At 68.3% G+C, this 24,971-nt stretch carries 25 protein-coding genes; 17 read left to right on the top strand and 8 right to left on the bottom strand.

Annotated features, from left to right (window positions below):
- Positions 1-38: 38 nt before the first annotated feature.
- The 6 genes from ACIGXJ_RS25280 to ACIGXJ_RS25255 form a co-directional block, all read right to left on the bottom strand.
- Positions 39-959, bottom strand: coding sequence for a type II secretion system F family protein (locus ACIGXJ_RS25280; protein ID WP_399649491.1), 921 nt, complete (start codon positions 957-959; stop codon positions 39-41).
- Positions 956-1,885, bottom strand: a complete 930-nt coding sequence (locus ACIGXJ_RS25275) for a type II secretion system F family protein (RefSeq protein WP_399650206.1) — start codon at positions 1,883-1,885, stop codon at positions 956-958. Before ACIGXJ_RS25275 ends, ACIGXJ_RS25280 begins: the two co-directional genes overlap by 4 nt.
- Positions 1,886-1,932: 47 nt before the next feature.
- On the bottom strand, positions 1,933-3,240 hold the full coding sequence (locus ACIGXJ_RS25270) for a CpaF family protein (protein ID WP_399649488.1): 1,308 nt from the start codon (positions 3,238-3,240) through the stop codon (positions 1,933-1,935).
- Entirely contained in the window at positions 3,237-4,073 is an 837-nt protein-coding gene (locus tag ACIGXJ_RS25265; protein WP_399649486.1) for a hypothetical protein, read from the bottom strand. Before ACIGXJ_RS25265 ends, ACIGXJ_RS25270 begins: the two co-directional genes overlap by 4 nt.
- A 16-nt stretch (positions 4,074-4,089) precedes the next feature.
- A complete protein-coding gene (locus ACIGXJ_RS25260; protein ID WP_399649483.1) occupies positions 4,090-4,806 on the bottom strand; it encodes a hypothetical protein in 717 nt (238 codons plus the stop codon).
- Between the two features lie 434 nt (positions 4,807-5,240).
- Positions 5,241-5,873 carry a hypothetical protein gene (locus ACIGXJ_RS25255; RefSeq protein WP_399649480.1) on the bottom strand — a complete coding sequence of 211 codons (633 nt, stop codon included), beginning with the start codon at positions 5,871-5,873 and terminating at the stop codon, positions 5,241-5,243.
- 312 nt (positions 5,874-6,185) lie between these two features.
- Here ACIGXJ_RS25255 and ACIGXJ_RS25250 point away from each other — a divergent pair, with 312 nt between their 5' ends.
- From ACIGXJ_RS25250 to ACIGXJ_RS25180, 15 genes are all read left to right on the top strand, one after another.
- Positions 6,186-6,536: a hypothetical protein gene (locus ACIGXJ_RS25250; RefSeq protein WP_399649479.1), complete on the top strand. Its 351-nt coding sequence runs from the start codon at positions 6,186-6,188 to the stop codon at positions 6,534-6,536.
- 160 nt (positions 6,537-6,696) lie between these two features.
- Positions 6,697-7,368 carry a hypothetical protein gene (locus ACIGXJ_RS25245; RefSeq protein ID WP_399649476.1) on the top strand — a complete coding sequence of 224 codons (672 nt, stop codon included), beginning with the start codon at positions 6,697-6,699 and terminating at the stop codon, positions 7,366-7,368.
- A complete protein-coding gene (locus ACIGXJ_RS25240; RefSeq protein WP_399649473.1) occupies positions 7,359-8,438 on the top strand; it encodes a hypothetical protein in 1,080 nt (359 codons plus the stop codon). Before ACIGXJ_RS25245 ends, ACIGXJ_RS25240 begins: the two co-directional genes overlap by 10 nt.
- Before the next feature lie 16 nt (positions 8,439-8,454).
- Positions 8,455-8,739: a hypothetical protein gene (locus ACIGXJ_RS25235; protein ID WP_399649471.1), complete on the top strand. Its 285-nt coding sequence runs from the start codon at positions 8,455-8,457 to the stop codon at positions 8,737-8,739.
- A 125-nt stretch (positions 8,740-8,864) separates the two neighbouring features.
- Positions 8,865-10,118: a hypothetical protein gene (locus ACIGXJ_RS25230; RefSeq protein WP_399649468.1), complete on the top strand. Its 1,254-nt coding sequence runs from the start codon at positions 8,865-8,867 to the stop codon at positions 10,116-10,118.
- 14 nt (positions 10,119-10,132) lie between these two features.
- A complete protein-coding gene (locus ACIGXJ_RS25225) occupies positions 10,133-10,552 on the top strand; it encodes a hypothetical protein (RefSeq protein ID WP_399649466.1) in 420 nt (139 codons plus the stop codon).
- Positions 10,542-11,201, top strand: coding sequence for a hypothetical protein (locus tag ACIGXJ_RS25220; protein ID WP_399649464.1), 660 nt, complete (start codon positions 10,542-10,544; stop codon positions 11,199-11,201). Before ACIGXJ_RS25225 ends, ACIGXJ_RS25220 begins: the two co-directional genes overlap by 11 nt.
- Positions 11,198-11,815: a hypothetical protein gene (locus ACIGXJ_RS25215; RefSeq protein ID WP_399649462.1), complete on the top strand. Its 618-nt coding sequence runs from the start codon at positions 11,198-11,200 to the stop codon at positions 11,813-11,815. Before ACIGXJ_RS25220 ends, ACIGXJ_RS25215 begins: the two co-directional genes overlap by 4 nt.
- Positions 11,816-12,036: 221 nt before the next feature.
- A complete protein-coding gene (locus ACIGXJ_RS25210; RefSeq protein ID WP_399649459.1) occupies positions 12,037-12,516 on the top strand; it encodes a hypothetical protein in 480 nt (159 codons plus the stop codon).
- 131 nt (positions 12,517-12,647) lie between these two features.
- Positions 12,648-13,319: a hypothetical protein gene (locus ACIGXJ_RS25205; protein ID WP_399649457.1), complete on the top strand. Its 672-nt coding sequence runs from the start codon at positions 12,648-12,650 to the stop codon at positions 13,317-13,319.
- The gene (locus tag ACIGXJ_RS25200) at positions 13,316-14,401 is read left to right on the top strand and encodes a hypothetical protein (protein WP_399649454.1); all 1,086 of its coding nucleotides are present in this window, start codon (positions 13,316-13,318) and stop codon (positions 14,399-14,401) included. Before ACIGXJ_RS25205 ends, ACIGXJ_RS25200 begins: the two co-directional genes overlap by 4 nt.
- A 58-nt stretch (positions 14,402-14,459) precedes the next feature.
- The gene (locus ACIGXJ_RS25195; protein WP_399649452.1) at positions 14,460-14,765 is read left to right on the top strand and encodes a hypothetical protein; all 306 of its coding nucleotides are present in this window, start codon (positions 14,460-14,462) and stop codon (positions 14,763-14,765) included.
- The gene (locus ACIGXJ_RS25190) at positions 14,762-16,093 is read left to right on the top strand and encodes a hypothetical protein (RefSeq protein WP_399649451.1); all 1,332 of its coding nucleotides are present in this window, start codon (positions 14,762-14,764) and stop codon (positions 16,091-16,093) included. Before ACIGXJ_RS25195 ends, ACIGXJ_RS25190 begins: the two co-directional genes overlap by 4 nt.
- A gap of 186 nt (positions 16,094-16,279) precedes the next feature.
- Positions 16,280-16,792: a hypothetical protein gene (locus ACIGXJ_RS25185; protein WP_399649449.1), complete on the top strand. Its 513-nt coding sequence runs from the start codon at positions 16,280-16,282 to the stop codon at positions 16,790-16,792.
- The gene (locus ACIGXJ_RS25180) at positions 16,789-17,439 is read left to right on the top strand and encodes a hypothetical protein (protein ID WP_399649446.1); all 651 of its coding nucleotides are present in this window, start codon (positions 16,789-16,791) and stop codon (positions 17,437-17,439) included. The genes ACIGXJ_RS25185 and ACIGXJ_RS25180 overlap by 4 nt, the downstream gene beginning before the upstream one ends.
- 699 nt (positions 17,440-18,138) lie before the next feature.
- Here the strand turns inward: ACIGXJ_RS25180 and ACIGXJ_RS25175 are convergent.
- On the bottom strand, positions 18,139-18,441 hold the full coding sequence (locus ACIGXJ_RS25175) for a WXG100 family type VII secretion target (RefSeq protein ID WP_399649443.1): 303 nt from the start codon (positions 18,439-18,441) through the stop codon (positions 18,139-18,141).
- Positions 18,442-18,762: 321 nt separating this feature from the next.
- Here ACIGXJ_RS25175 and ACIGXJ_RS25170 point away from each other — a divergent pair, with 321 nt between their 5' ends.
- Both ACIGXJ_RS25170 and ACIGXJ_RS25165 read left to right on the top strand, forming a co-directional pair.
- Complete coding sequence (locus ACIGXJ_RS25170; RefSeq protein WP_399649441.1) at positions 18,763-23,310, top strand: FtsK/SpoIIIE domain-containing protein; 4,548 nt, start codon at positions 18,763-18,765, stop codon at positions 23,308-23,310.
- Between the two features lie 10 nt (positions 23,311-23,320).
- Positions 23,321-23,914, top strand: coding sequence for a hypothetical protein (locus tag ACIGXJ_RS25165; protein WP_399649439.1), 594 nt, complete (start codon positions 23,321-23,323; stop codon positions 23,912-23,914).
- Here ACIGXJ_RS25165 and ACIGXJ_RS25160 read toward each other — a convergent pair.
- Positions 23,907-24,488 carry a hypothetical protein gene (locus tag ACIGXJ_RS25160; protein ID WP_399649436.1) on the bottom strand — a complete coding sequence of 194 codons (582 nt, stop codon included), beginning with the start codon at positions 24,486-24,488 and terminating at the stop codon, positions 23,907-23,909. The genes ACIGXJ_RS25165 and ACIGXJ_RS25160 overlap by 8 nt on opposite strands.
- Between the last annotated feature and the right edge of the window lie 483 nt (positions 24,489-24,971).

Raw genomic sequence — 24,971 nt, 5'->3', positions numbered from 1 at the left:
TCCTCTCAAATCAGCTGGGGCGGTTGCGATCGGTCACGTCACACCTGGAACACCCGCATCGCCGCCGGGAAGATCAGGAACACCAGGAAGCCGGCGCACAGCAGAAGTTGCGCGACGAGCATCGACTGCGACTTCTCGCCCGCGCTGCCCTCGATCTCGGCCAGCTCGCGATGGCGCATGGTCTCCGCACGGGAGGCGAGGGACTCACGGACCTTGGCTCCGTCGTCCGCCACCAGGGCGAGGGAGGCGGAGAGGTCCTTCAGCTCCTCGACGCCCAGTTCCTCGCCCAGCTGCCCCAGCGCCTGCCACTGGCTCAGGCCGGTGATCCGCGCGTCGGCGAGGGCGTTGCGGATGCGCTGCGTGGCCCAGCCGTCGGAGACCTCGGCGGCGGCCATCAGCGCCTCCGGCAGACCGCGCCCGCCGGCCAGGCTCATCGACACCAGGTCCAGGTAGGCCCCGATGACGCGCCGCAGGTCACGCCGCTTGTCGGCCGCGTCCCGCCGGACCTCCAGGTCGGGCAGGAAGAAGAACAGGGCCGCGCACACCAGCGCCAGCCACACCGGGACGACCGGGCTGCGGCCGACGCCCATCGTGTAGACGACGGCGAACAGGAACGGCCCGAAGATCAGGCCCGTCACGCCCAGCAGCACCTTCGTCGCGAGGAACTTCTCCCAGCTGCGGTCCAGGACCGCGAGGTCGGCCCGCAGCGAGCGCTGCTCCCAGCCCTGCTGGATGTAGAACTCCGCGACCCGCGCGCCCACTTCGGCGCGCAGCGAGGCGAACCGGCCGGTGTCCTGGCTGCTGCGCGCCGACTCGTACGCCGCCCCGCGCGCCCGCATGGCGTCGATCCGGGCGACCTGAGCGACGGCGCTGCGCCTGCTGGGCATCAGGGCGCGGATCAGCGCGTAGACGCCGAGTCCGAAGACGACTCCGACGACGATCGGCATGGTGAGGCTCATCGCCGTACCCCCTCTTCCGTCGGTGCCGGCGTGCGCGGTCGTACGAACTGCACCGCCGAGTCGTCGCGCACCAGGAAGCGTTCGGGCGTCTCGATGGTGGACAGCTTGCGCAGCCACCAGAAGCCGAGCGCGAACAGGGCGCAGACGAGGGCGAGGACGAGCTGGCCGACGGCGGTGCCGTACGGCTCGACGAAGTCGCGGTTGAAGACGGACAGGCCGAGGACGAACGCGATCGACACGGCTACGACGATCTGGACCGAGCGGCGCGTCGAGGCGCGCTGGGCCATCACGCGCTGCCGCATGTCGACCTCCTCACGCGCCGACTTGGCGAGCGCGCCGAGCACCTGGCGCAGACCGGGGCCGCGCAGTCGGGCGTTGAGGATGAGGGCGGCGACGATGATGTCGGCGGAGGCGTCGTCGATCTCGTCGGCGAGGTTCTGGAGCGCGTCGGGCAGCGGGGTGCGGGCGCGCAGACGGTCGACGAGCGCGTCGAGGTGCGGGCGCAGGACGGGCGCGGCCGCACGGGCGGACGCCGGGATGGCCTGCTCCAGGCCGACGGCGCCGGCGATGGTGTCGCGCAGCGACTCCGTCCAGGAGGCGAGGGCCTCCACCCGTCGCATGGCGGCGCGCTCCTCGCGGGCTCCTCCGAAGAGGCGGTCCCAGAAGAAGACGAGCACACCGGCCGCGATGCCGGCGACCGCCCAGCGGGTGAGCAGCAGCACGGCGAGCCCGACGAGCGCGGCCAGCGAGCCGCGCCGGCCGGCGAACCGGATCAGCTCGTCGACCCGTTCGGCCGCCTTCTGCTTCTCGTGCTCGGGCTTGGCGGGCAGTCCTCGTACGGCGACGAGGAGCAGCGCGAGGCCGCCGCCGACGGCGACGCCGCAGCCGAGGGCGTACAGGACGGTGGTGGAGAACAGCCCGCCCATGGAACCGAGTTGGTCCAGCGCCGCAAGGTTCTCGGTCATGTGAAACGTCACCCCCACGAGCCGTTCGGCCGGTAGCCCTGCGCGATCAGATCCTCGATGCAGGCGATCGGCGCGTGCGGCACGACCCGGCCGTCCGGCGTCTCGGCGAACACCTCGCTGGACAGCACGCGTCCGTCGACGCCGTTGACCTCGCGGACGGAGGTCACCATGCGCTGGAGGCGGCCGCCGCTCTGGAATTCGTTGCGGCGCTGGATGAACACCACGAAGTTGACCGCGCCGGCGATCAGCATCTGGCTGGCCTCGATGGGCAGCCGTTCCGACGCCTGGAGGGCGTACGTCGAGATGCGGTTGAAGACCTCGCTTGAGCTGTTGGCGTGGATCGTGGACAGCGAGCCGTCGTTGCCCTGGGACATCGCGTTGAGCATGGTGACGATCTCGTCGCCGAGGACCTCACCGACGATGACCCGGGAGGGGTTCATACGCAGCGACCGGCGCACCAGCTCGGCCATGGAGATGGCGCCCTGACCCTCGGAGTTGGGCAGCCGCTCCTCGAACGCCACGACGTTGGGGTGGAGTTCGGGGAAGGTGTCCAGTCCGAGTTCCAGTGCGCGCTCGACGGTGATGAGGCGCTCGTGCGGCGGGATCTCGTTGGCGAGGGCCCGCAGGAGCGTGGTCTTACCGGCGTTGGTGGCGCCCGCGATCATGATGTTCTTGCGCGCGCGGACCGCGCAGGCGAGGAAGTGGCCGATCTCCGGGGTGAGCGTGCCGTTGCCGACGAGGTCGGAGATGAAGACCTTGCCCATACGGGCCCGGCGGATGGACAGCGCGGGCCGGCGGGCGACGTCCATGACCGCCGACAGACGCGAGCCGTCGGGCAGTCGCAGGTCGAGCTGCGGGTTGGCGGAGTCGAAGGGGCGGGACGACAGACCGCTGTAGGCGCCCAGCACCTGGATGAGCTCGATGAGTTCCTCATCGGTCTCCGCGACCGGCTCGCCGCGCACCTCACGGCCGTCGGCGTACCCGACGAACACCTGGTCGCAGCCGTTGATGTCGATGTTCTCGACCTCGGGGTCGTCCAGCAGCGGCTGGAGCCGGCCCACGCCGAACAGCGCGGCGTGCACGGCGGCCGCGTACGCCTCCTCGGTCTCGGCGTCCAGCGGCGTACGGCCGGCGTTGATCTCCTGGCGGGCGTGCTCCTCCAGGATCTGGGCTATGACCGCGCGGGCGTAGTGCCGCTCGTCCTCGCCGGACATCGGCGTGACACCGGCGACCTGGTCCTGCCGCCGCTGTTCCGCGATACGGTCACCGGCCTCCTGCCGGAACCGCTTGACCAGCTGGTGGTCGACAGCGGTCATCGGCCGGCTCCCTGCGGGGCCTGCCCGGGCACGGTCCAGGCGGCGCCGTACTGCTGGTACAGGTCCGCGGTGACCTTGCGGGCGCTCCGGATGAGCAGCGACTTCTCCAGCCGGCCGCGCTTGCGCCCGGCGAGCTGCTCGGCACCGGCCGGGTCGTCGGCGATGGTGCCGACCACCCGGGCGCCGGTCTGCGCGTGCACCAGCATGTCGTTGACCTGGCCGGCGAGCTTGCCCGCGTTGCTCGGGTCGGCGACGAGGACGACCCCGACGAGGGGCGTGCCGAGGCCGGCGGCCCCGCGCGTGCCGCCGTGCAGCTTGGCGGACAGGGCCGCGGCCCGGTCGCGTACCCGCGCGATGGCCTCGGGTTCGGTGCGCGAGATCAGCAGGACGAGCGCCGCGTGCGGGAACAGTTCCACGGCGGGGGTGTCGCCGCTGATGCGTCCGCAGTCGGCGATGACGTCGGCGGGCGCGTTCGGTGAGTCCGCGAGCGAGGCGAAGGCGCGGCCGAGCGTCGGCCACAGCCCGGCCAGACCGGCCGCCTGCTCTGCGATGCCCAGCCCGACCAGCACCTCGAGGCCGCCGCTCAACGGCTGTACGTGGTCCCAGAGTTGGTCCGGTACGAGGCCGCGACGGGCGGTCGCCGCGATCGACAGCATGCCGGTGTTCGGGTTGAGCGGGCCGCCGTGCGCGGCGGCCGACCGGTACACCAGATCACCGCCGGCCGGGTCCGTCTCGGCCAGCAGGACGCGGCGCGGCCAGACCGCCGCGAGGGCGACGGCCGCGGTGGTGACGCCGGGGGAACCCTTGTCTGCGGCGAGAGCGATGAGCGCCATGGCTGTGCTGCCCGCCTTACTGCTTGTTGGGGACGTGCACGATGGCGACCGCACCGGCGGCCGCGGCCTTCGTCACGGCGGCGGCGTCGGCCTCGTCCACGAGCAGCGTGAGGGAGAGGTTGCCGGTGGAGACGGTGGAGTCGCTCTTCTCGGCCTTCTTCTGCACCGTCGCGTCGTCGACCAGCAGACCACCGCCCGAGGATGCCGCGCCGGAAGTGTCGTCGTCGTTCGAGCCGGAAGGTGCGTCGACGTTGTATACGGCCACGGTGTCACCGGACTTGATGTCGGTGGGGTACTGCCCCTCCTTCAGGGCCACACCGACGGCGGCCTTGCCGGCGGGAAGGCTCTCGGTGGAGGTGAACATCTCGCCGATGACGACGGTGCCACTGTAGATGGTCGTCCTGGCCTTCAGCTTCTTCAGGGTGTCCAGCTGTTCCCAGCGGATGTAGTTGATGCCGGGGTCCTCGGCGACCATGACGGAGGTCACGTTCTTGTCGGAGACGGACTCGCCGGCCTGGATCTCGCCGGTCACCTTCACGACCTCGATCCGGTCCCCCGCCCGCAGCACCAGCATCGTCGCGCCCAGCGCGCCGACGAGGATCAGCAGCACGGCGAGCGCGGCCAGTGCGGGTTTGCGCTCGCGAGGCGGCGTGGGAAGCCGGTCACCGACCGACGGCTGAGCCGGAGCGGCGGAACGACCGGCGCCCACCCCCGTACGCTCTTGGATCTTCACGCAACCGCTCCCCGTACACCCAAGACGTTGTCTGCCAAATTCTTTGCACTTCGGGACACTTCACTCGTCTTCGCGCTTACCGTCCGCGCCCTGCGCGGGTATTCGGCACTGGGGTGAGTGTCAAGCCATGGCACCGTATCAGCCGCCCATAAGCCCCTCAAGGCACCCCCAACCCCCTGAGCCACCCCCGACATGCCGTTCTTCCTCTGCAATCCGGCGCCCACCCACCCCTCTTGCATAAGGCGCGACGGCGTCCGCCGTCCTGTGCGCCAGCGAATCTGTTGCCGTTCCCACACCGTCCGCGCACAGGGCTGTGACGGAGCCGACGCGGGGTTCGTCACGGGCCGGCCATGAGGCCTGCACGAATCGCTCACGAAGGGATGGCCGCCGCCACAGGGCGGTTCACCATTCCGAGCGAGGCCTCCGAATCCTCCTCAGCCGGCGTACTCCCGGTCCCAGCGGTTCTGCCGCACCCCTCCCCAGGTGCCCATCACCACCGCTGCCAGGAAGAGGCCGGTGATCAGCCCGCCGTACGACGTGCGGTCCGCCCGCTCGGCGGGACCGGCGACACCTGCGGGGTCGTAGCGGACCCGAAGCCTGTCCCCCTTCGCGATCGGGCCGTCGCAGCCGTCGCCCTCGGAGAGCGAGGGTGATATCTCCCGCCCCTCGGCGGTGCGCAGGTCGCAGTGGTCGGTCCTCGCCTCTTCCACGCGTACGACCTCGGCCACCGTCCATGTGCCCCGCGCCGCCAGGGCGGCTTTGTCGCCTGCTTCCGTGCCGAGCATGCCCAACGCCACGCCCGCGACGACCGGCACGACGAGCTGCCACGCCACCTTGCGCCGCCTCCGCGGCACCCTGCGCAGCAGCAGGAGCGGCACCAGCAGGGAAGCCAGCGGCAACACGATCCAGGCAAGGAGCACGGCGGCTCCCCGCAGCGGGCCGGGCAGCGGCACGACCGGCCCGAGCCACGCCAGCCCCACCGAACCACCGGCGCACCCGAGGCTGAACAACAGCCACCGGATCACGTCCCGACGCAGCTGAACGTCCCCGCCCTCAAGCCCGGCCACTCCGGCTCCCCATCTCCGCTACGTGCACAACGGTTCGCGCTGGCGAAACCGAGAAACACACCGATACCGTCGGTGCCCTTGCTTAACCGAAGTCTCACGGGGAGTCCACTGTGAGGCGCCGCGCTCTGCCCGTCGCTGTCGCACTCGCGACGTCGGCAGCACTGCTGCTGACCGCGTGCGGCGGAGCTGACAGGTCCTGACAGGTCCGAGGCGAACGACGAGATCGCCGCAGCGGAACACCCGACGGAGACGCCGTCGAGGTCCCCGGAGCCCTCAGGAGCCCCGGCGTCGGACGAGCCCGACGGCGTCGACGTGTCGCTGCCCAAGGACATGAACCTGGTCTTCGACTGGAAGAGGCCGGCGGACGCGGACGAGACGGCGGCGACGGAGGACGCCGCGAACTTCTTCCGTGCCGTCTACCGGGGCGTGGCCAAGCGCACGTCCTCCGACCCGGCCGTCACCACGTACGCCACCGGCGAGGGGCTGCACTACGCGAAGACGCAGATCGACGCCTGGATCGACGGCGGCTGGACCGCCTGCGTCGGCACAGAACGCCACCTCCACGGAGTCGCCGCTCGGGGCGGACCGCGTGGCCATGTCGTAATGGCGCAGGGTCCCGGTCCGTCGTCGATCTTGCCGGAGTCACGGGAATGCACCACCTGAACCGCGGGGGACGCGCCTACACCCGTTGAGTGGCCACGCTTCGATATCTCGTATGCCCGGATTCGCCCTCCTTGCAGGGTAGTTCGCGCTGGCGAAACCGAGAACCGCACCGATAGCGTCTGAGCTCTTGACTTAACTTCTGTCTCACGGGGAGTCCACTGTGAAGCGCCGCACTTTGCCCGTTGCTGTCGCGCTCGCGGCATCCACCGCACTGCTGCTGACCGCCTGCGGAAGCGGGGACGACAAGTCCGAAGCGAACGACAAGATCGCCGGAGCCGAGCAGCCGACGGAGAAGCCGTCGAAGTCGGCGGCGCCCTCGGGAGCCCCCGCCTCGGACAAACCGGACGGCGTCGACGTGTCGCTGCCCAAGGACATGAAGCTGGTCTTCGACTGGGAGAGGCCGGCGGACGCGAACGAGGCGGCGGCGATGGATGACGCCGCGAACCTCTTCCGTGCCATCTACCGCGGCGTGGACAAGCGCACGTCCACCGACCCGGCCGTCGCCACGTACGCCACCGGTGATGGGCTTCACTACGCGAAGACCCAGATCGAGAGCAGGCTCGACGGCGGCTGGACGGCCACCGGCACCCGACGCCACTACCAGGCGACCACTCGCTCGGCCCCGAACGGCAACGCCGTGGAGGTCGCGTTCTGCGTGGACTCGAGCAAGTTCTACGGCAAAGAGGTCAAGACCGGGAAGGTCCTGAAGACCGAGCCCAGCATCGCGGACTACGACTACTTCAAGCTCGTGATGACCAAGTTCCCCTCACGCGAGAGCCTCTGGCAGGCGTCCAAGGTGTTCGTCGAGACGGAGGCGGAGAAGTGCCAGTGAACGCGCCACTGCGTACCGGCCTGGCGGCCCTGCCACTCGCCCTTGGCTTCCTCCTCGTCGCGGAACCGGCCTTCGGCGCGGAACCGACAAGCAACGGCCAGGGAGCCGGCACGGTTCAGCAGGGCGGCAGCGACAAGTCCGGCATCTACGCCACCGCCCGCATCACGTACACCGGAGCCGTAGCCAAGGGCGGAGGCAAGGGCAACATCACGTCGACGGACGTCAACTGGGCTCCTCCGCCGTGCTGGTACGCCCCGTTCCTCGGTGCCAAGGACTTCAAGGAGCGGATGTCCAAGAGCATCGACAGCCAGATGAAGACCCCTGGCATCGGCGGCACCGCGGGTGCGGCGCTCGGTGAGCTGAAGCGGCACTACGAGGACGAGTACAGCTGGACCGACACCCCCGGCTACAAGGACTACAACGTCGACAAGGACGGCGAGGGCATGTTCTGGGCCGCCGTCGAGAACCCCGACGAGCCCGACGTCCTCAAGCGCAGCTCCTGCAACGACCTACCGTTCTGGGTCGAGAACGGCGAGGCCCCGCCGCCGCAGTACGAGGAGGCCATCACTCCCGAGATACTCGCGGCGCTGGCCTACCAGCACATGCAGCTGCCCGCCACCGAGGTCACCCTCGCCCCCGAGGGCACCACCAAGGTGAACCTGCCGACCTGGGCCTGGCTCGACCGGGCCGTCTTCGACGAGGTCCGGGCGACGGCGGCCCTGAACGTCCCCGGCCTCAACATCCAGGCCACGACGACGGCCAAGCCGGTCGCCCTCAAGCTGGAGCCCGGCACCGAGGACGCCGACACCTACCCGGCGTCCGGTGAGTGCGCCCTGAACCCGGACGACTCCATCGGCGAGCCCTACGCCAAGGGCAAGGCCGACCGGACCCCGCCCTGCGGCCTGCGCTACCTGCGCTCCTCCGGCAACGGCTCCTACCAGCTGCGGGCGACCATCACCTGGGAGATCACCTGGACCGGCACGGGCGGCGCGGGCGGTGACATGCCCAACGGCACGTTCGGCAACGAACAGGCCGTCGTCGTCCAGGAGATCCAGTCGGTCAACCGCTGAGGCAGAAGGTAGATCGATGTCGGACTTGACCGTCGACTTTGACCTGTTGGACGAATCGGCCAAACAACTAGGTGAGATCAGGCGCGAGTTCACCGAACTCGGCGAGTGGAAGGACGACATCACATCGGTGGTGGGTGCTCCACAGATCAAGGATGCGATGGAGGACTTCGTCGACAACTGGGACAAGAATCGCAAGCGCTTGCTCGAGTCCCTCGAAACCGTAGGGAAGCTGGTGGAAGGGACCAGAGACGCCTTCAAGGGGTTGGACGACGACTTGGCGAAGGCGAACAAGAAGAAGTAGGCGCAGCACACCGCCCATCAGAATCTCCGGGGGATTCAATGGCACGACCCAGGGACTGGCATCCACTCTGCGAGAACGACCCCGTACCGGGCGATCCGGAAAAGATCCGCGATCAAGTCGATCACATGAAGCTGATCGCCCATTATCTGCGGACACAGGCCGCAGCTCTCAACGCGATGGCGGATGCCGATGACCTCAAGGGCCAGTACGCCGAGAAGCTGGGCGAGGAGGCCCGCGGCCTGGGTCGTAAGCTGGACGAGGCGGAGGACCGGTACCGAGAAGTCAAGGGTCACCTGTCCAGCTGGGCGGACGAACTGGAAGAATTCCAGAAAAAGGCAGACAGCGCACTCCATGACGCCAAGAACGCCCAGCATGTGATCGACACCCACGACGCCAAGCCGAAGGAAAAGACGGCAGACAACAAGCGGAAGAACGGGGACGACAGCGCGTCCCGAGGGGACGACCCCGCCCTGAAGCAGGCGAAAGAGGATCTGGAGGACGCTCGTAGACGGCTGAACACCGTCACGGGCGACTACCAGGAACGCGCCGGCCACTTCGCCGGCAAGATCCGGTCGTCGATCAATGACGACATGAAAGACAGCGTTTGGAACGACATCAAGGCCTGGGTAGCCGATGCGGAGTGGCTGGGCGACCTGGCTGATGCCCTCAGCTGGGCGGCGACCATTGTGGGTTTCGCAGCCATGTTCTTCCCCTTCCTCGGCCCTGTGGCGCTCGTCCTCACTGGCGCCGTAGCTTTGATCCACTTGGGTCAGGCGATTACCGGCAATGGTTCCTGGTTCGACGTCATCATGGACATCGGGGCTGTGAAAATGGCCCGAAATGGCATTAAGGCAGCCAAAGCCGTCAAGGCCCTGCAGGAAAGCTCCCGAAAGACCGCAGCGGGCTTGGCGAAGGACAAGGCCGCCGCGCGGGCAGCGCAGTCGAACGCTGGTGCGCGCAAGACAGCCGCGAGGGCTGAGCGGAAGCGCGGCGGCACGTCCGGCAGGAATCGGGCGAACGCTCGCGGCAGGCGGCTGCGCATGGAGGCAGAGAACCGCGCGGTGGGCAAGCGGGCGTCCAATGAGGTACGCGACGCCGAGATGCCTCAGATCACCACACAGGAAAAGGTGGGAGTCCTGGGTGACAAGGCCCTCGCCCAGCAGATGAAGGACATCAAGAAGTGGCGGGACGCCTACCCGGACAATCCCACGCTCGCCGGCAATGCCGCTCAGGCCGAGCGCCACAAGGATGTCGTCCAGGGGTCTTGGGCCGTTGCCACGGGACTCGACACCGCGGACAAGAGTGCGGACTCCCTCACGGATGACGGCTACAGCAGAATGAAGGGTCGTATGACGGCCCCCGTAGGATCGCAATGGTGAAGGACCGCCCGCTCATGACCGACGCCGACCCGTTCCAGAACGCGAACGATTCCGCCGCGCGCACACGACGGTTGTACTACGGAATGGCCGCAACCAAGGTGATCTTCATTCTGGCTGTGCTTCGTGTGCTGGCCGGTCCGTTCACGAAGGATGTCTTCGACAGCGAACTGCTCCCCATGCCCACGTGGGAGTGGTCCCTGTGCTCTGTCAGCCCTGTGCTTCTCGTCTACCTGGCCCGGCGCCCCGACGACTGGGAGACTCTCTCCGGTGAGCGCACGTACCTGAAGATCTTCCTCGCCTTCTACCTTCTATGGGCCCTGGCTTTCGCCGTCTTCCAGGGCGAATGGATTCTCTGGATCGCTGTAGCCGCTGGACTCGCCGGATTCGCGGGGATGCACCGCCTGAACCGCAGGGAGCCCGCCGATGCCCGTTGAACATGCCGGCTCACGCTCCGAACTCGCCCTGCCCGCAACCGGCTATCGCATGCTTCTCCCTGACCAGTGGGCACAAGTGCCCCTGCGTCATGGCACGGATGAGGCCGTCGACAGCATCCTCGAAGACGCTTACACGCGTATCCCCAAGGATGCACCTCCGGACAAGGTCGGCCCCTACAAGCGGGAACTGGCACGCCGATTCCGAAAGGCCGTCACGCAAGCCCAGGAAACGAATGCGCTCGACCTCTATCTGCCGGTCAAGCCGGTGGCCGACGGTTCCTTCAATCTGGGCGCCTCGATCTTGGTGTCCGAAACTCTTCTGCCTGACCGGGGACGGGCAGCAACCGATCCGACAGAGCTGGCCGTACAACTACTGTCCAGAGACGGCGTTGAGCAAGCCGACCTCAGCTCAGGCGAGATCGACGGTGCATTGGCCGTACGGCGCGAGCACGTGGCGGCTTCCGGACCTGGCGTCGAACTCGCATCCAGGCGGGTCGAGTACATCATGGCCGTCCCGGGCGACCCGGACCGTTGGTTCGTGGCCGCCTTCTCAACCGTCGGCGCGGGCGATCCCCGCGACGACCTGTCCGAGGCATTGGTTGAGTGGTTCGACGCGGTCATGACGACGTTCCGATGGAGGCGTGGATGACGGACTGGTTCTGGCCCGTCCTCGATATCGAGTACGTCGACGCCTACCCGTGGGCGATCATTCCGCCGCGGTCGGGCCCGTCAGCCCCCTTCGAGGCATGGGACGACATACAGGCCTGGTGCCGGGACTACGCAGAGGACATCTGGGCAGATCGTGATCTCGACCCTGGGGTGAACGGCGTGGAGTTCGTGGGTGAGACGCTGGCCCGGTGTGCCGAGGCCTTCTGTCCCCCCGGCTCGGACCATTGGCTGTTCCTGCATCTCGACCACCCCACGGACACTCCGCTTCCCGTCTGTGCGGCGATCGGGCCAGCATCAGCTCCCCGAGAAGAGACTCTGCGCGCGCTGACGATGGCGGACGACCCCAACGCAGTGGAGCCACCCGTCGTCAAGCCTTTCCATTCGGAGCGCCTTGGCAAGGGCACGACGACATTCCGCTACGTCGCCCAGGACAGTTCACCGCATGTGCTCGCCTGCGTCCGCTACGCCTGGCAGCTGGCCGAGCACGGGGCGGACGTCGTCATCTGGACAGCCACCGACGATATCGCCCGAGTCATCGCTGCCTCGGACGACGTGGAGGCACTGGCCAAGTCCCTTGCAGTTTTCATCCCTTGAGGTCGGAGAGTCTTGACGTGACACGTAGGGGCAAGCAGCGCGTGACCGCGGAGCGGCTCGGCGTTCGGGCCGAGGCAGGGGACTGGTGCTCGGTCGACAAGATCCCGCAGCCCCCCGCGGAGGTCCTCGAGGCCGCGGGGAACCCCCGTCTGAGACCCGCAAGGATGCCACCCCTGGGCATGCTCGGTGCGGCGCTCGGGGCGCCCTTCATACCTCTCATCATGTTCTTCGAGCTTCTGGCGAAGGCCGAAGACGCGTTCATGCGATTCCTCGATCCCAAGGACGAGAAGGAGCGGCTGCGCGCCAAGCGGCAGGACGAGAAGGCTCGCCGGGAGGCCATCGTCGCCCAGCATGGGCTGGACACGGTCTTCGACGGGCACTGGCAGGGGCTGGCGGGGCAGTTCCTGCTCCGCTGGTACACCCACTCCACCCACCACCAGCGGCTGCTGCTGGCGACCCCGGAGGGCATCGTCCTGGCGGCCCCGCCGCAGCGCGTCAGCGTGGGGCGGGAGAAGCACCTGCAGGTAGTGGCGCGGATCCCGGCCGACGAGGCGAGCCTCTTCGACCCATTCCTCGGCGAGTTCGAGACCCGGATGCTGCTGATCCGGTTCAAGGACGGCTCCCGGCTGCGCGTCGAGACGGAAGATCTGCGTGGAGAACTCCACATGTACGCGCTCCGCCAGTCTGCCGTCGGTGACTGACGAGCTGGGCCGGGACCCCGTATGCCCGGCAACCAGCTTCGCACCGGGAGGCGTTCGCGCTGGCGAAACCGAGAACCACACCGATAGCGTCTGAGCTCTTGACTGAACTTCTGTCTCACGGGGAGTCCACTGTGAAGCGCCGCACTTTGCCCGTTGCTGTCGCGCTCGCGGCATCCACAGCACTACTGCTGACCGCCTGCGGAAACGGAGACGACAAGTCCGAAGCCAACGACAAGATCGCCGGAGCCGAGCAGCCGACGGAGAAGCCGTCGAAGTCGGCGGAGCCCTCGGGAGCCCCGGCGTCGGACAAGCCGGACGGCGTCGACGTTTCGCTGCCCAAGGACATGAACCTGGTCTTCGACTGGGAGAGGCCGGCGGACGAGAACGAGGCGGCGGCGATGGATGACGCAGCGAACTTCCTGCGCGCCATCTACCGAGGTGTCGACAAGCGAACGACCAAGGACGCGGCCCTCACCACCTACGCCACAGGCGACGCGTTGCACTACGGCGAGGTGCAGATCAACGAATGGCTCAAGGGCGGCTGGACCGCCACCGGGACCCGCCGTCACTACGACGCCACCACTCGGTCCACCCCGAACGGCTCATCGGTGGAGGTGTCGTTCTGCGCTGACACCGGAAAGTTCTACGGCAAAGAGGTCAAAACGGGGAAGGTCCTGAAGACCGATCCCAGCCCGAAGGACTTCGGGCACTACAAGATCATCATGGTGAAGTTCCCCACTGGTGAGGGGATCTGGCAGGCATCCAAGGTCTTCGTCGAGACGGGAGCCGCGCAGTGCCAGTGAACCGATCCCGACGCACCGTCCTCGGTACCGGCACCGCTGCGTTCACCCTCGCGGTCGGCTCTCTGATCCTCGCGACGCCCGACGCCGCCGCGGAGCCGGTGGACTACGGCAAGGGCGGCGGCACGGAGACGACCGGCGGCGGTGACGGCACGGGTATCTACGCCACCGCCCGCATCACCTACTCCGGCTCCGTAGCCAAGGGCGGCGGCAAGGGCAACATCACGTCCGCGGACGTCAACTGGGCTCCACCACCCTGCTGGTACGCCCCGTTCCTCGGTGCCAAGGACTTCAAGGAGCGGATGTCCAGGAGCATCGACAGCCAGCTGAAGACCCCTGGCATCGGCGGCACCGCGGGAGCGGCGCTCAGTGAGCTGAAGCGGCACTACGAGGACGCGTACGGCTGGACGGACACCCCCGGCTACAAGGACTACAACGTCGACAAGGACGGCGAGGGGATGTTCTGGGCCGCCGTCGAGAACCCGGACGAGCCGGACGTCCTCAAGCGCAGCTCCTGCAACGACCTCCCGTTCTGGGTCGACAACGGCGAGGCCCCGCCGCCGCAGTACGAGGAAGCGATCAACCCGGAGATACTCGCGGCCCTGGCCTACCAGCACATGCAGCTGCCCGCCACCAAGGTCACCCTCGCCCCCGAGGGCACCACCAAGGTGAACCTGCCGACCTGGGCCTGGCTCGACCGAGCCGTCTTCGACGAGGTCCAGGCGACGGCAGCCCTCAACGTCCCCGGCTACAACATCCAGGCCACCACCACCGCCAGGCCGGTCGCCCTCAAGCTGGAGCCCGGCACCGAGGACGCCGACACCTACCCCGCCTCCGGCGAATGCGCCCTCAACGCCGACGACTCCATCGGCGAGCCCTACGCCAAGGGCAAGGCCGACCAGACCCCACCCTGCGGCCTGCGCTACCTGCGCTCCTCCGGCAACGGCTCCTACAAGCTGCGGGCGACCATCACCTGGAAGATCACCTGGACCGGCACGGGCGGCGCGGGCGGTGACATGCCCAACGGCACGTTCGGCAACGAACAAGCCGTCGTCGTCCAGGAGATCCAGTCCGTCAACCGCTGAGGCGGTCGCATCGCAGGCATTGCAGCAGCCAGAGAGCAGAAAGGAACCAACGGCGGCCATGGCGGAAGACTCCGACCTCATCGTGAACGTCGATCTGCTCGTGGAGTCAGAATCGCGACTCAAGAACATCAAGAAAGAGCTCGAGAATATCGGCAATCGCAAGGATGACATGCGCCCCTACTGGGGGAGCGGAAAAATAGCGGATGTCATGGACGATTTCGTGGACAACTGGGAAAAGTACCGCGAAAAGATGATCGAAGGTGTCGAAAACGTCGGCAAACTCGTCACCTCCACGGTCGACGGATTCACCGGACTCGATGCCGAGCTTGCCAAAGAACTCAGGAAGGCGGCGAAAAAGAAATGAGCGCCGCTTCCAAGCCTCGCCCGCGGGACTGGCACCCTCTTGCTGACTCTGATCCGGTTCCCGGAGACGCTGAAGAGATCCGCGACGAAGTGAAGCACATGAAGAGTGTGGCCTCGTCACTTCGGGATCAGGCTCGCGATCTTCGCGCGATCAAAGATGACAATGAGCTGAAAGGCAAGTATGCGGGCAAGCTGCGCGAGGAGTCCGAGGAACTCGAAAAGCACCTGCGAGAAGTGGCCAGCCGCTATGAACGCGTCCACGTGCACCTGTCCAACTGGGCCAACGATCTGGAATTCTATCAAGGCGAAGCAGACAAGATCCTAGCCAGAGCCAAGAAAGAAGAAGAGGAAGTCGAGGCGGCGAAAAAGAAGGAGGACTCCGCCGACAGTAAAAGTTCACACTCGACCGAGAGCGACCCTTACGAAAGCTACCGTAAGCAGCTTGAGACGGTGAAAGGTGATCGCGACGAGCGCGCGAGCTACTATGCGGGAGAAATCAGCGACGAAATCCACGATATCATCAAGGACTCGTGGTGGGAAAGCGTCGTCGATTATGTCAAGATTGCCATCGATGTACTGAGCTGGACGGCCACGCTGATCGGCATCGTTGCCCTCCTCGTCACACCTGTTGGCTGGGTTGCCATGATCGCAACTATCGCCACCGCTCTGGTCATGGCCGGCCATCTCCTGCTCGCCATCACAGGGGACGGGTCATGGATGGACGTAGCCACGGATGCATTCTCCCTCCTCACCATGGGACTGGGGGCTAAGGCCCTGAAGGGCCTGAAGTCTGTGCAGGCACTCACCAGAAGAGCCTCTACCAAAGCAGCCGGGAAAGCCGCGAGAGCCAGCAAAGGCGCCGAGAACAACAACAAGATCGACGATGCGATCAGGAGAGCCGACCGGCAGGCGCGGAAGCGAACGACAAGCAAGCGGAAGCGTAGGGGGGCAGAGATGGCCCGATACGCCGCACAGAAGCAGAAGAATGCCGCGCGTAATGAGGCTCGGGCCGCTGAGCGCAGCCGGGAGTTGCCAGATGCCGGTCGGCGGGACTTGGCCGGATCCGGTGGAGACAAGGAATTTGCTCGGCACTACAAGGACATCCAGCGGATGCGGGCGAACCACCCCGATTCTCCCGAGGTTTTGAAAGCAAGCCAAGCTGCTGAAGTGTATCGTGATCGGTTTCGTGTCGCCTTTGGTGCTGGGCTCGGCGCCGACCTGACGGACAAAGCGCTGGGAACCAGCGACGTCTGGGAAGGCAAGCCCTATGTCGAGGGCTACAACGAGACGAAGGAGCAGTTCGTGGTGCAGCAAGGGTCTGGGTGGTGAGAGCCACCACGCCGGATCGTACTTCTGCAATCGTTGAGGAACACTGTGGAACCGGATCGTTCTGACCCCATCCCCAAGACCGCGTCCAGAGACGTCGAGCAAAGCATGGCCGTCGGCTACTCTTTGATTCTTCCGCCGAGTTGGAAGCGGATTCCACTGCGACGCAAGAGGGATCGAGAAGCGGCAGTGCGAGAGATCGTCGACACTGCGGTCAAACAGCTCCCGAGGAACTTCCCACGAGATTTGGCCACACGGTATCGCCTGGAAGTCGAACGGCGCCTCAACAAAGGCGTGAGCAACGCTCGCAAGAGTGGCGGGTTGGACTTCTACCTGCCGATAATGGCCCCGGGAGGGACTCCGGTTGCCGCATCCTTTGTAGTGGGTGAAATCACTTTCGAAGGGGATCATCCTGGGAGATTTCTGGATGGAATGACTTCAGGCTCGGCTTACAGGCCAGCCGAGGTGGGTGAGGCCCCCGGTGTCAGGCGGGAGCTGGTCGTTGACGCCGACTCCCAGGAAGAGATTGAGCTGGCTTCGAGGCGCGTGGATTATGTGGCCGCCATCCCCGGCAATCCTGGTAGATGGCTCACCATTTCCTTCTCAACCATGGGCGGCGGCGATCCCCGCGATGAGCTTTCCGATGCTACCGTCTCTCTGTTTGACGCAATTGTGTCCACCTTCCACTGGAGCACTGAATGAGCTGGCTCGATATTGCGTACGATGTGGATATCTGGCTGGAGATCCCTCCGCGCTGGACGATTGGGGCAGTGGAGCCTTGGGAGGACGACGACACGCGCACGCCCCAGGAATGGGCAACTGAAACAGCTGAGCTGTGGTGGGACGAGTCGGACGAAGATCCCGGAGATGGCGGGGTCGAGCTGTTGGCCGACACTTTGATGGCCTGCGTTGAGCGCTACCCCAAGATGTTCCCCGGGTTCGAAGTCCTGTTGCACCTCCCCAGCCCGTCAAGTCTTCCGCTGCCCGTTTTCGTGAGCCACTTCCCCTCGGAAAGCGAGAAGGACTGTGAGCTGCGGCGGGTTACCCTTGCGGACGGTGAAGGGGCCATCGAGAAGCCGATCGTCGAGGAATTTGCGACCGATTCACTGGGGAAGGGTTTGCGCGTTCTTCGCTATTCGGTCGATGACGAGAGCAACACCGTCATCTCGAGCCTTCGCTACGCATGGCGTAGCGAAGAGCACGGGGAATACGTGGTCATCATCACGGGTTCGCCCGCGCCGACGTCTGTGTTGCAGGCACTAGACGCGGTAGACGATTTGGCTCACTCTATCGTTTTGCGCCACAATGACTATGTCCCGCCCACCCCGGATGAAGACTCAGCTGCCTAGTAATGCTTGGCTCGGACCACTGCTTGTGCCGGCCTGAAGGTGAACGTAATGCCTTGGATTCCTCCTGGAAGCATCCCTGAGAATGCCTATAAGGTCCTGATGTTCGTCGGCGGGCTCCTGTGCCTGCTCGGCGGCATTTGGCTCTTGGCGACCACGCCATTGGGGCGATTTACGCTCCTGGGGATTCTGCTGGCAGGAACAGGAGGGGGGATTTTTCGCCAATGGTGGCTGTATCGCTGAGAATGTCCGGCTCACGCGATCATGGCTGAATCGTCTCGAGACGTCTGCTCACCCTGCCCACGCCACCTGCACCGAAGAGCCATGCCGACGCGGCGGTTCAAGCTGCCCGACGAAGCTGCTACCCGATGAGCACGGGGCAGAGGTGACGTCCGTCTCCCTGCGGGATACGGCCGACCAGGCTCGGTTCAGTCCCGTTCATGCAGCGACAGGCACTTCGAGTGCGCCCGGTCAGGGCGAGGTCCCCGAGATCAGACTCCCCTGCGGTCCGGCCGTTTCATATATCCGCTCACGACAGGCGTCCATCGACGCGACACTGGCTTCTTTCGGTCGAGGGCCCCGCAAAACCTCACCTGCCAGCGCTCTGCGCACCCACCCGCCGCGGAAGCCCGCTTTCGGCAACCGACGGCCGCCCGGTGCGTGCAGCCTGCGCTGCCGCACCGGGCGGCCGTAACGGTGCGGTCACTTGCTCCGCGCCGCCTTCGCCAGCTCGTCATCGATCTGCTCGAACTTGTCGGCGGCGGTGGTCAGGTAGTCGCCCATGCCGTCGAGGCCGTCCAGGGTGTCCTTGGTGCCGCGGACGAACTCGTCGAAGTTCTCGTCGAAGGCCTTGGAGGAGGACTTGGTGACGTAGCCGGACTGGACGAGGTTGTTGATGTACTTGCGGAGGCCCTCCAGCTTCTCCTGGAGCCTCTCCTTCTCCTTGACGACATGCTTGGCCGCGTCGCGCATGTCCTGGTATGTGATGTCAAGGTCCTTGGCCATGAAGCCGCTCCCAATTCACAACGCCGCAGGGCCAACCCCCGTGGCTCCCTGTTTGCGGACGCTTCGATCACGGCGACCGGTTGCGGAGCCGGCCGTGACCGGTGTGATCGTCCGCTCTTGAGGCAGCAGCTTACGGGTGGGGCTTGCGGTGTCACATCCCGGCGGTGTGAACAAGACGCGTGCAGACGTGGGCGAGTTGTGCGCCTCCCCCTGAGTGACACCCCTGCGCGTTGCCATCGGGAAGGCTGCCTCGTCCCCCCTCGCCCCCCCTGTCACCGCGAGCGGCTATCGTCACAACGACTCGCACTGGGGAGGACAAGCGTGCGCCTGACTCTGACCGTCGTCGACCCGTTCGGCGGGGGCTCCGCCGACGTCGTGCTCGACGCCGATCCCGAGTCCACCGTCGGGGACATCGCCCAGGAGCTGGCCAAGGAGGTCGGCGCCACGGGCGCACAGGTCATTCCCATCGGACAGCAGGCGCGGGCCGGCGGCGGCCCCCTGGTGTACGTCGACGGGTACGCCGTCGACCCGGGCGCCACCGTCGTGCGGTCGCCGCTGCGGGACGGCGCGGTCGTCAGTCTGCAGGATCCTTCCGGGTGCCTGCCCGGCGAGCCCGCGGGGCTGGTCGAGCTGCGGGTGGTCGGCGGGCCCGCGGCCGGGTTCGTGCACCGGCTCGGCGTCGGCCGGTACGACATCGGCAGCGGGCCGGCGTCGTACATCCGGATCGACGATCCCGAGGTCGAGGCCCGCGCCCTGACCCTGTCCGTCGCCTCCGACGGCACCTGCACCCTCGCCGTCCACGTGGAGGACGCGGACGCCGTACGGCTCGACGGGGAGCCGGTGGACGGCGACGACTGGCCGCTCGGCGCGCAGGTGTCCGTCGGCAACTCTCTGCTGCAGCTGGTCCGTTACTCCCCGCCCGACGCCGCCCTGAAGTGGTCCGAGGACGGCGTCGGGCTCGACTACAACCGGCCGCCCCGGCTGCGGCCCGCCGAGCGGCAGACCAAGTTCCGGCTGCCCAGCCCGCCCCGCGAGTACGAGGCCCGGCCGCTGCCGTGGCTGATGGCGCTCACCCCGCTCGTCGGCGCCGTCGTGTCCGTGCTGATCTTCCAGCGCTGGTACTACCTGATCATGGCGGGCCTCAGCCCGATCCTGCTGTTCGCGAACTACTTCAACGACAAGAAGCACGGGCGCAAGTCCCATGCCAAGCAGGTCAAGGAGTACAAGGAGCAGAAGGAGCGGATCGAGGCGGACGCGCAGGAGGCACTGCGCAACGAGCGGGACGACCGGCGGCACGCCGTGCCCGACCCGGCCGCGGTGCTGTCGCTGGGCACCGGGCCGCGCACCCGGCTGTGGGAGCGGCGGCGCACCGACCCCGATCATCTGCTGGTCAGGGTCGGCACCGGAACCCTGCCCTCCGAGGTGGTCCTCGACGACCCGGAGCAGGACGACCACCGCCGTCAGGTCACCTGGAACATCGAGGACGCCCCCGTCGCGCTCTCCCTGCGCTCGCTCGGCGTCATCGGCATCGCCGGCCCCGGCGACTCCGCGCGCGCCCTCGGACGGTGGGCCGTCGCGCAGACGGCCGCCCTGCACAGCCCCATGGACGTCCAGTTCTGCGTCCTCAGCGACAACTCCGCGCGGGACAGCTGGGACTGGCTGCGCTGGCTGCCGCACGCCCGGCCCGCCTCCGGCATGGACGTGAACATCCTGATCGGCACCGACGCCGAGACCGTCGGCGCCCGGATCGGCGAGCTGACGCAGATCCTGGACGCCCGGAAGAAGGCCGCCGAGCAGAACCGCGGGCAGGCCGCCACCTTCACCGACCCGGACATCGTCGTCGTCTGGGACGGTTCGCGGCGGCTGCGGTCCCTTCCCGGTGTCGTGCGGCTGCTGCGCGAGGGCCCCTCGGTGTCGATCTTCGCGGTCTGCCTCGACGCGGAGGAGCGGTTCCTGCCGGGCGAGTGCCAGGCGTTCGTCGTCGCCGAGCCGGTGCGCAAGGAGCAGCAGACACAGGCGACCGCACCCCAGCCCGTCGCCGGCGGCTTCCCCTCCTTCCATGCCTGGCACACCACCGCCCCGCAGGAGACCCGCTCCGACGACCGTCCCCAGGAGCTGCGGCTGCGCGTCGAGGAGGCCGGTGCCGAGCGCATCAAGGACGTACGGCCCGACTTCGTCTCCCCGGCCTGGTGTCTGCGGCTCGCCCGGGCCCTCGCGCCGCTGCGGGACATCAGCGGGGAGACCGAGGACTCGGCGCTGCCCGGCTCCAGCCGGCTGCTGGACGTCCTGCAGCTCGAGCCGCCGACCCCGGACGCGATCGTGGCCCGCTGGCGGATGGGCGGGCAGTCGACGCTGGCGGTCATCGGTGAGTCGTACGACGGCCCGTTCGGCATCGACATCCGCAAGGACGGCCCGCACGGTCTGATCGCCGGTACGACCGGTTCCGGCAAGTCGGAGCTGCTGCAGACGATCGTCGCGGCGCTGGCGGTGGCGAACACCCCGGAGAACATGACGTTCGTGCTCGTCGACTACAAGGGCGGCGCGGCCTTCAAGGACTGTGTCCATCTGCCGCACACCGTCGGCATGGTGACCGACCTCGACGCCCATCTGGTGGAGCGGGCACTGGAGTCGCTGGGCGCGGAGCTGCACCGGCGCGAGCACATCCTCGCGGCCGCGGACGCCAAGGACATCGAGGACTACCAGGATCTCGTCAGAAGGGATCCCTCCCACAAGCCGCTTCCCCGACTCCTGATCGTCATCGACGAGTTCGCCTCGATGGTGCGCGATCTGCCCGACTTCGTCACGGGTCTGGTGAACATCGCCCAGCGCGGCCGTTCGCTCGGCATCCACCTGCTGCTGGCCACGCAGCGGCCGAGCGGTGTCGTCTCGCCGGAGATCCGGGCCAACACCAACCTGCGGATCGCCCTGCGGGTCACCGACGGCGGCGAGTCCTCGGACGTCATCGACTCGCCCGAGGCCGGGCACATCTCCAAGAACACGCCGGGCCGCGCCTACGCCCGCCTCGGTCACGCCTCGCTGGTGCCGTTCCAGTCCGGCCGCGTCGGAGGCCGCCGCCCCGGTGCCGCCGACCCGGCCGCGCTAGCGCCCTGGGTCGGTCCGCTGAACTGGGAGGACCTGGGCCGGGCCGCGCTCGCCAAGCCGAAGTCGGAGACGCGCGAGGACGACGAGATCACCGACCTGAAGGTCCTCGTCGACACCATCCGCGACGCCAACCACTCGCTCGGCATCCCCCCGCAGCACAGCCCGTGGCTGCCCGCGCTGGACGAGACGCTGCTGCTGGACGACGTACAGCCGCCGGCGTTCACGCCCGCACCGGGCAAGCTGGCGCCCGCGCCGTACGGCGTCGAGGACCTGCCGGCGCTCCAGTCGCGCCGCCCGGTCGTGGTGGACTTCGACAGCTTCGGCCATCTGATGATCGGCGGCGCCCCGCGCAGCGGCCGCTCGCAGGTGCTGCGCACCATCGCGGGATCCCTCGCCCGCACCCACTCCGTCGCCGACGTCCACCTCTACGGCATCGACTGCGGCAACGGCGCGCTGAACGCGCTGACCCGGCTGCCGCACTGCGGCGCGGTCGTCGGCCGCAACCAGACCGAGCGGGTGATCCGGCTCGTCAACCGGCTCAAGGGCGAGATGGACCGCCGGCAGAACGTCCTCGCCGACAAGGGCTTCGCCGACATCGGCGAGCAGCGGGCCGCGGTCGCCGAGGACGAGCGGCTGCCGCACATCGTGGTGCTGCTCGACCGCTGGGAGGGCTGGGTGCCCACGCTCGGCGAGGTGGACCACGGCTCGCTCACCGACGAGCTGCAGACGATGATGCGCGAGGGCGCCAGCGTCGGTATCCACCTCGTCCTCACCGGCGACCGCACCCTGCTGGTCGGCCGGATCGCCACCCTCACCGAGGACAAGTACGGTCTGCGGCTCGCCGACCGCGGCGACTTCTCCGCGCTCGGCATCCCGGCCCGCAAGGTGCCCGAGGAGATCCCGCCGGGCCGCGCCTTCCGCAACGAGTCCGGTTCGGAGACGCAGTTCGCGCTGCTCGCCGAGGACACCACCGGCCAGGGCCAGGCGGCCGCGCTGTCCGCGATCGGCGAGGCGGCCGCGGCCCGGGACGCCGAGGTGCCGCGCTCGCGGCGGCCGTTCCGGGTGGACAGCCTGCCCAGCCGGATCGGCTTCCCCGACGCGTGGGAGATGCGCGACCCGGAGGCGTCCCGCTCGAAGCTCTGGGCGCTGGCCGGCATCGGCGGCGACGAGATCGTCGGCATGGGCCCGGACCTGTCCGAGGGCGTACCGGCGTTCGTGATCGCCGGCCCGGCCAAGTCGGGCCGCTCGACGGTGCTGATGAACTTCGCACAGTCCTACCTGCGGCAGGGCGTACGCCTCGTGATCGCCGCACCCAGGCAGTCCCCGCTGCGCCGGCTCGACGGCACCGAGGGCGTGCTGAAGCTGTTCACCGGCGACGACATCGACGAGGACGAGTTCGAGGAGCTCCTCGACGACGCCGAGCCTTCCACCGACGCCCCGGTCGCCGTGCTGATCGACGACGCCGAGATCCTGGAGGACGCCGACGCCGCGAGCCAGCTGAAGAAGGTCGTCTCACGGGGCGCCGAGCGCGGCCTCGCCCTCGTCATCGCCGGTGACGAGGAGGACGTGTGCAGCGGCTTCTCCGGCTGGCAGGTCGACGCCAAGAAGGCCCGCCGCGGCATCCTCCTCTCCCCGCAGGAGTCCTCCAGCGGCGACCTCATCGGCCTGCGCCTGTCCCGCAGCCTCGTCGGCGGCCAGGTCGCCCCCGGCAAGGGCATGCTGCACCTGGGCGACGGAGAGCTGCGCACCGTCGTGGTGCCCGGGTAGGGGGCCGGGCATGGGCGGGGGTTCGGCGAAGCCGGGGCGGAGGAAGGCGGCACCGGCGAGCCTGCGCTACGAGCGCCGGCGCGTACGGCTGCCGCGGCCGAAGGAACGGGACGGTGGATGTCTCTTCTTCTGCCTGATGTTCCTGGGCGCGCTGGTGATCATCGTGCCGGTGGCGGTCGGAGCCGCCGCCTGGGGCGCGACGGTCTGGGGCGAGGTCGCGGCGGGCTGGCCGGGCCGTGGCTACGGCCTGGCCGCGACGGTCGGCGCGCTGGTGCCCTTCGCCCTCGCGGCCCTCATCGCCCCGCTCGTTCGTATCAACTGGCGGCGCGGCAGGGCCCGTTCGCTCGGCCTGCTGGCCGCCGCGCTGCCGGGGCTCCTCGCGTGCCAGGCGCTCGGCGCCGTGATCTCCGGCGTGCTGCGCCCCAAGCGCCGCCGGAACTGGGACCAGGTGTGCTACAGCGAGGGCCACCCCTGCTGGGTGCACGTGCACTACCCGTGGGTCTGGCTGGTCGGCCTGCTGGTCACGCTCGCCGTGGGGGCGCTGCTGATCGCCGCCCTGTTCCGGTACGCGGGCTCCAGGGCCGGGGAGGCCGCAGCTAACTGACCCGCGACATCCGGGCCTTGGGGTTCCCCGACTCCGCGCTGTCCGACTCGTAGGTCAGGTCGTCGCCGGTGGGGACGAGGCGGACCGTGGTGCGGGCCGGGTTGCAGCCGGCGTGGTTGCCCTTCGCGCCGACCGACGTCGCGACGAGCTCTCGGTCCGTCACTTCCTTCAGCGTCAGTACGTCGGTGCAGACACCGCCCGCGATGTCCGTCTGCCGCAGCCGGCCCAGCTCTTCTCCCACCCGGGCCTGCCGGACGGTGATGCGGAACGTGCCGATGGGCAGCTTGCCCTCCAGCGCGGCGCCCTGGCCCTCCCAAGTGCCGAGGTAGCGCTCGGGGATGCCGGGTCCCTCGCCCGCGGAGCCGGAGGTGTCCGGGGCGGCGGAGGCGCTCGGCGCCGTCGAGTAGGCGGGCAGGCCGCCGCCCGCCGTGTCCCGTCTCTCGTCCGGCAGCAGGTCGAAAACCAGCACCGACCCGAGGGTCACCGCCGCGAGCGCGCCCGCCACCGCGATCACCACCGAGCAGCTCACCCGGCGGCCGCGTCCCGCGCCGCTGCGCGAGGAGTCCGCGGACACACTGAAGGAGAGCCGGCCCGGCCGGTCCCCCGGCGGGGCAACAGCCGGACCGTGCGGGGAGGACCCGGACGACAGACCGCCACCGGACCCACCCGCCGCACCGGGCACGGACGGCAACCCACCACCGGACCCACCCACCGCACCGGGCACGGACGGCAACCCACCACCGGACCCACCCACCGCACCGGGCACGGACGGCAACCCACCACCGGACCCACCCGCCGGACCGGATCCCAGGGCTCCGGAAGCCCCGCCCGCCCGCGGCCCCGACGGCTGTCCCGGAACAAGCCCCGGCATCACCGGCCCCGACACCTGCCCCGAAGCCACCCCCGGCATCACCGGCGGCGGTCGCCCCGGGCGGACCGGACACCTCGGCCCAGCCACCGAGCCCACCGCCACCACCGCCCCCGACCTCACCGAGCCCACCGCCACCACCGCCCCCGACCCCACCGCCACCACCGCCCCCGGCCCCGACCCCGCTGA

The organism is Streptomyces sp. NPDC053367 (genome assembly GCF_044545925.1).
In the GTDB taxonomy this organism is placed as follows: domain Bacteria; phylum Actinomycetota; class Actinomycetes; order Streptomycetales; family Streptomycetaceae; genus Streptomyces.
Note: the sequence above shows the minus strand (reverse complement) of the source record. Positions and strands in the feature narration are given on the sequence as shown.

Coding starts and splice junctions, on each gene's coding strand:
- ACIGXJ_RS25280 (WP_399649491.1), bottom strand. CDS start 959: ATGAGCCTCACCATGCCGATCGTCGTCGGAGTCGTCTTCGGACTCGGC.
- ACIGXJ_RS25275 (WP_399650206.1), bottom strand. CDS start 1,885: ATGGGCGGGCTGTTCTCCACCACCGTCCTGTACGCCCTCGGCTGCGGC.
- ACIGXJ_RS25270 (WP_399649488.1), bottom strand. CDS start 3,240: ATGACCGCTGTCGACCACCAGCTGGTCAAGCGGTTCCGGCAGGAGGCC.
- ACIGXJ_RS25265 (WP_399649486.1), bottom strand. CDS start 4,073: ATGGCGCTCATCGCTCTCGCCGCAGACAAGGGTTCCCCCGGCGTCACC.
- ACIGXJ_RS25235 (WP_399649471.1), top strand. CDS start 8,455: ATGTCGGACTTGACCGTCGACTTTGACCTGTTGGACGAATCGGCCAAA.
- ACIGXJ_RS25230 (WP_399649468.1), top strand. CDS start 8,865: ATGAAGCTGATCGCCCATTATCTGCGGACACAGGCCGCAGCTCTCAAC.
- ACIGXJ_RS25225 (WP_399649466.1), top strand. CDS start 10,133: ATGACCGACGCCGACCCGTTCCAGAACGCGAACGATTCCGCCGCGCGC.
- ACIGXJ_RS25220 (WP_399649464.1), top strand. CDS start 10,542: ATGCCCGTTGAACATGCCGGCTCACGCTCCGAACTCGCCCTGCCCGCA.
- ACIGXJ_RS25215 (WP_399649462.1), top strand. CDS start 11,198: ATGACGGACTGGTTCTGGCCCGTCCTCGATATCGAGTACGTCGACGCC.
- ACIGXJ_RS25210 (WP_399649459.1), top strand. CDS start 12,037: ATGTTCTTCGAGCTTCTGGCGAAGGCCGAAGACGCGTTCATGCGATTC.
- ACIGXJ_RS25195 (WP_399649452.1), top strand. CDS start 14,460: ATGGCGGAAGACTCCGACCTCATCGTGAACGTCGATCTGCTCGTGGAG.
- ACIGXJ_RS25190 (WP_399649451.1), top strand. CDS start 14,762: ATGAGCGCCGCTTCCAAGCCTCGCCCGCGGGACTGGCACCCTCTTGCT.
- ACIGXJ_RS25180 (WP_399649446.1), top strand. CDS start 16,789: ATGAGCTGGCTCGATATTGCGTACGATGTGGATATCTGGCTGGAGATC.
- ACIGXJ_RS25175 (WP_399649443.1), bottom strand. CDS start 18,441: ATGGCCAAGGACCTTGACATCACATACCAGGACATGCGCGACGCGGCC.
- ACIGXJ_RS25165 (WP_399649439.1), top strand. CDS start 23,321: ATGGGCGGGGGTTCGGCGAAGCCGGGGCGGAGGAAGGCGGCACCGGCG.